Annotated in this window: 1 protein-coding gene; it reads right to left on the minus strand. The window is 61.1% G+C overall.

Features of this window, described 5'->3' with window-relative positions:
* Window positions 1-5819: filamentous hemagglutinin N-terminal domain-containing protein (locus tag ACIOWE_RS29575; RefSeq protein ID WP_401398482.1), on the minus strand; the 5819-nt coding region annotated here is incomplete at both ends.

The following is a 5819-nucleotide window of genomic DNA, read 5'->3' on the forward strand; positions in this document are numbered from 1 at the left end:
AACTGCCCGCTCGCCGTCTGCACAAAATTGCCGACATTCACCGTCAACCGCCCCGCCTGAATCACGCTGCTGTTGGTCCAGCTGTCCGCGTTCAGCGTCAGGCCGCCACGGGTTACCAGCGAGCCGCCGGCGTTCATCACGTTGGCCGTCGAGATACCGAACTCACCCACCCCGACATGTGTCACCGAACCGCCGGCGTTGAGGAAATTTGGCGCAGCGAGGGTGAAGTCAGTGTTGGCGGTTTCCACCAGACCATTGCGGTTATCGAACAGGCTGCCAATCTGGAAATCGGTTTTGCCGTTGGTGCCGAGCGCGCGCAGTTTGCCGCCCTGGTTGTCGAGATTGGCAGCGCGAATCGCCAAGGTGCTGGCGCTTTCGATCAGGCCGCTGCTGTTGCTCATATTGCCGTCGACACCCAGATCGATGCTGCTGCCGCTGATCTGGCCGTTGTTGTTGCTCATCGAACCGGCGGTGGTTTTCACCACGCCGCGCGCATAGATCCCGCCGCCGCTGTTGTCGAGCGTGCCGCCACCGGTATTGAGCAGGATGTTGCCGGTGTTGGCGGCAATTCGACCGCCGTCGCTGTAGATGCCGCCCAGTGCTTGCAGGTCGAGGCGACTGCCTTCGATTTTGCCGCCCTGACCGTTGCGCAGTACGCCGTTCAGGCGGGTTTGCAGCAGGCCTTTGAGACTTGAGAGCACCCCGCCACGGCTTTCGAGGCTGGCCGCTGTCAGGTTGAGGTCGCCATTCTGGGCGATGATCTTGCCGCCCTGGTTGTCGATGGCGCCAGTGCCCGTGTTCACAGTCAGCGCAGTCATGCTTTGCGCTGCACCTTTGGCGTTGTTCAGCGCGGCGGCGGTGATGGACACGCCGGCATCGCGACTCGAGATCAAGCCATCGTTTTCGTTATGCAGCGTGCCGCCAGCGGTGATATCCAGTTGATCTTTGGCCGACAGGGTGCCGCGCTGGCTGTTGTTCAGATCGCCGCTGGTGAGCAAGCTCAGAAGGGTCTGGCTGATCAATTGCCCGCCCCGGTTATCAATGCTGGCGGAGCGGTTGATCAAGAATCGGCCGGTACTGCCCAGAGCACCATTGGTATTGATCAAGGCACCGAGCAGGTCGAGGGTGACGCTGTCATCGCCAACCAGACTGCCGCGGGTGTTGTTCAGTTGCGTACCGGTGAAATTGAGGGCTTTCGTGGCGCTGATTCTGCCGGAGGTGTTGTCCAGCGTGGCGGCGCGGATATCCAGTGCGTCGCCACTTTCGATCAAACCGCCCGCAGTGTTGCTGATGTTGCCGCCGTTGATCGTCAACGTCTGCTTGCCGCCGCTCGTGACGGTGCCGCCGCTGTTATCCAGACTGGCGGCGGTGATGCTTACCTCGCCGAGACCACCGATGCCACCTTTGCTGTGGTTGAGCAGTGCGCCGCTCAGGTCGATGTTGACGTTGCCGAGCTGGCTGGAGATCGCACCTTCCAAACTGTTGTCGACGGCGCCGCCGTTGACGTTTACGCCCTTCCAGCCGGAGACCAGACCGCCCTGGTTGTTCAGATCGGCCGCCGTAACAGTCAACTGATCGTTGCTGATCAGGTTGCCGCCACGGTTATCGAGGTTGTTGCCGCTGAGGCTGAAGCTGTTGACGCTGGAGATTTCGCCCTGCTGGTTATTCAGGTCACGCAGGGTGGCGATGCTCAGCACGCCTTTGCTGTTGATCACGCCATTCTGGTTATTGAGATCGCGCAGATGGGCGATGCTCAACAGCCCTTTGCTGCTGATCAGGCCGTCCTGATTGTTCAGGTCCTGCGCGGTGGCGCCCAGATCGATCGCGGCAGCGGAAACACCCACCAGTGTGCCGCCCTGATTATTCAGACCGGTGCTGTTGAGGGTCAGTTGTTGTGCGGCGCGGATGCTGCCTTTGTTGGTGTTTTTCAACAGGCCATCGACGCTGACCTCGATATCGCTGTCACTGAGCAATACACCGCCGTCGCTGTTATCCAGACTCGCCGTCCGAATCTGCAACGCAGCGGCGGCAATGATGCCTTTGATCGAAGTCAGCGCGTTGTCGAGGGTCAGGGTGAGCTTGTGGTTGCTCAGCAGTTGCCCGCCGCTGTTGTCCAGCGACTTGGCGATCAGTTCGAAAGCCTTGTCGCTGGAAATCTCGCCGCCACGGTTGTTCACGTCGGCGAGATTTTTCAGCAGTAACTGGCCCGGCGCGCTGAGGGTGCCGCCCTGGTTGTTCAGTGCGCCGCCATTCAGATCCACAGTGACCGTGCCGTTGCTGCTGAACAGCTTGCCGCCCTGTTGATCGAGGCCCTGGATATTGGCGATCAGCGAGTTGCCAGCGCCGAGGCTGCCCGTCGCGTTGGTCACTTGGCCGGCGCGGATCTCCAGTTGATCGGCGGCGTAAATGCTCGCCCCATCATTGTTATTCAGTGCGCCGGTGCTGATGTTCAGTTTGGCCTTGCTGCTGATCACACCTTTTTGCTGGTTATCCAGCGCACTGCTGTTGAGGGTGAGATTGCCGTCGGTCAGCAGGCTGCCGCCCTGGTTGCTGACCGCGCCGCGAGTGTCGACGGTGAGCGCTTTGGCGCTGGAGACGGTGCCGGCGTTGTTGTTGAGACTTTGCGCATTGATCGCCAAGGCCCCTTCGCTGACGACACTGCCTTGCGCGTTGTTCAGATCCGCAGAGAGGTTGATCGCCAGATCTTTCTGGCTGGTCAGACGTCCGCTGTTTTCCAGCGTCTTGCCGGTCAGTGTCAGCCCGGTGTCACCGGACAGCAGGCCTTTGTTGCGGTTGATGACGTCGTTGACGGTCAACGCCAGATTGCCACCGGCGAGCATGTAACCGCTGTCGCTGTTGTCGAGCCAGGCACCGATCAGGCTGACATCGCTCTTGCTCGACAGCTCGCCGTTGCGGTTGTCGACACGGTCGACATTGAGGCTCAGCGCTTCGGTTGAACCGATCAGGCCTTCCTGACGGTTATCCAGAGTGGCGGCTTTGATCGTCAGGCCGTTGTCGGCAATGACCACGCCGTCCCGGTTATCGAACATTGTAGTGACGCTGAAGTCGACATCGCCACGACCACGTATTTCACCGTGGCTGTTGTCCAGACTGGCGCTGCGCGATTCAAGGCCAGCCGAGGCGATCAGACCTTTGACGTTGCTCAGGGCACGGTCGACGACGAGGGTGAGTTTTTCATTGCTCAGCAGTTTGCCGCCGTCGTTGTTCAGACTTTGCGCGTTGACGGCCCAAGCCTTGGCGGCAGAGATTTCGCCGGCGCTGTTGTTGACGTCCTTGAGGTTTTTCAGCAGCAACTGACCCGGCGTATGGATGTTGCCGCGCTGGTTGTCGAGCAGACCGTTGTTCATGTCCAGGGTCAGGTCGCCGTTGCTGAACAGCTCGCCGCCGTCCTGTTCCAGCGAAGTGAGCGAAGCGTCCAGCTTCTTCTGGCTGCCGATAGTGCCGCCAGAGTTGTCCAGGTGCGCGGTCGTGAGCAACAACGTGCCATCGGTGGCGAGGCTGCCGCCCTGCCGGTTCTTGAAGTCGCCGGTGGTCAGGGTCGAATCGGCCTTGGCGCTGATGATGCCGTTGTCGCTGTTATCGAGGCTGCCACTCTTGAACGTCAGACCTTTCTGCGAGGCGATCAGGCCGCCCTGGCTCAGCACGGAACCGGTGGCGGTCAGCGCCATCGCTTCAAGGCTCGACAGTTTGCCCAAGCGGTTATCGAGGCTGCCGGCAGTGAGGGTCATCTGCCCTTCGCTGCTGATCAGGCCTTGCTGGTTGTCCATGGCCTCGTCGAAGGTCAGCTCCAGATTCTTCTGGCTGACGATGCGCCCGCCGACGTTGCTCAAGCCGATGCCGCTGAGGGTGCTCGCGCCTTTGCTGAAAATCAGGCCGTTGCTGGCGTTGATGATCTGCGCGACTTTCAGGCCCAACGTCGTGTCGGACAGCACCTTGCCGCCCTCGCTGTTGTCGAGGCGTGCGCCGTTGATGTGCAGGTCCAGTTGGCTGGAGAGTGTGCTGGCGCGGTTGTCGATCTGCTCGACGTTGACCGTCAAGGCCTTGAGCGAACCGACCAGACTGTCCTGATGGCTGTTGAGGGTTTTGCCGGTGAGTTTCAGATTGCCTTCGGCGACCAGTTCACCGTGTTGTTGATTGAGGCTGTCGATGTTCGCATCGATATCGCCCTTGGCGGAGATCCGGCCGCCATCGTTGGTCACGGCTTTGGCTTTGAGGCTCAACACACCGGTCGAAGTCAGCAGGCCGCCATTGCTGTTATCCAGCGTGTTGCCGTCGAAGGTCAGCGCGGTCTTGCTTTCGAGGCGGCCCTTGTCGCGGTTGTCCAGGTTGCTGATCAGCAGTTTGGCTGCCTGATCGGCGCGCAAGGTGCCGCCGCGATTGTCGGTGGTGGTACTGCTGACGGTCAGGGTGTCCAGGCTGGAAATCTTGCCGGCGCGGTTATCCAGGCGCGTGGCCTGCACGTCCATGCCGCCGTTGGCCTGGATCAGGCCCTTGTTCTGGTTGTTCAGTTGCTCGCTGATGCGTGTGGTCAGCGTGCCTTCGCTGGTCAACTGGCCCTGCTGGCTGTTGTCGAGCTGTTGGGCGTTTAGCGTGAGATTCTGTTTGGCGCCGATCTTGCCGGTGCGGTTGTTGATTGCGCCGAGGGCGCTGATATCGAGCAAACGGCCGGCGCTCATCAGGCCGGCAACGTTGTCCAGCGAGGTGACGTTGAGGACCGCGTCGGTCTGGCTGCTGAGTTCGCCGTTGCTGTTGATCAGTTGGCCGATGGTGGCGGTGAGGCTGGCGTTGCTGGTGATCACGCCTTGGCTGTTCAGCACCTGCGCGGCATTGAGGTTCAGGGTGACGTTGCTCTGCACCTTGCCGGCATTGCGGTTGTCCAGCGTACCGGCGGTGATCGCAGCGCTTTGCCCGTTGAGGGTGCCGCCCTGGTTGTTCAGGGTCTGCGCGGTATTGACAGTCAGGTTGCGGCTGGCGGTGAGGCTTTTGCCGCTGTTGTCGAGGTTCTGCGCAGTTATGCTCAGGTCGCCACTGGCATTGCGGCTACCGTCGGCGTTGACGCCCGCGTCGATAGCACCCACGTTGGTCAACTGGCCGCCGGCACTGAGAACGACACTGTCGCGTGCGGCCAAGGTCTGGCGGTTGGTCAGGTTGCCCTGGGTCTGCACGTTCAGTGCGGTGCCGGCGTAGACCGGGCCGCGCGCTTCAAGACTGGCGGCTTTGACGTTAACCGCACCAGTGGCCGAGGTATCGGCGAGGCTCAATTGGCCATTGGCATCGAGCTGAATATCGCCGCCGCTGGCAATCAGTTTGCCGTCGAGTTTCACCCCGACCCCGGCCTCGGTGCCGACCAGTTTGATCGCGCCGGCGTACATGCCGCCGAGTGCCGAGGAGTCGATGGCCAGTTGCGGTTTGGCGCTGCCGTCATCGGCGCGGGCGGTGGCGTTCAAAGTCTGCGCGTTGACGTCGTTGCGACCGGCGACGATCGTCAGATTCTGCGCCTGGATCTCAGCGTTGATCTTTGCGCTGCGGGTGATGATTTCGAAGCGGTCGACGTTGGTTGCGTTAAGACCGGCGCCTTCGATGGCGACAGAACCCTGATCGACCTGAAAGCGATCCAGGCGACCGTTGTCGAGCACCGGTTTACCGGTGCTCAACGTCACCCTTGGCGCGTTGATGAAGCCACAACCATTACAAGTGATGCCGTAAGGGTTGGCGACGATCACGCGTGCCGACTGCCCCGCCACTTCGGTGTAGCCGCGTAGCTGGCTCGGATTGCCGCTGATGACTTCGTTGAGAAT

Origin of the sequence: Pseudomonas sp. NPDC087598 (assembly GCF_044743525.1) — a bacterium.
Classification (GTDB): Bacteria; Pseudomonadota; Gammaproteobacteria; order Pseudomonadales; family Pseudomonadaceae; genus Aquipseudomonas.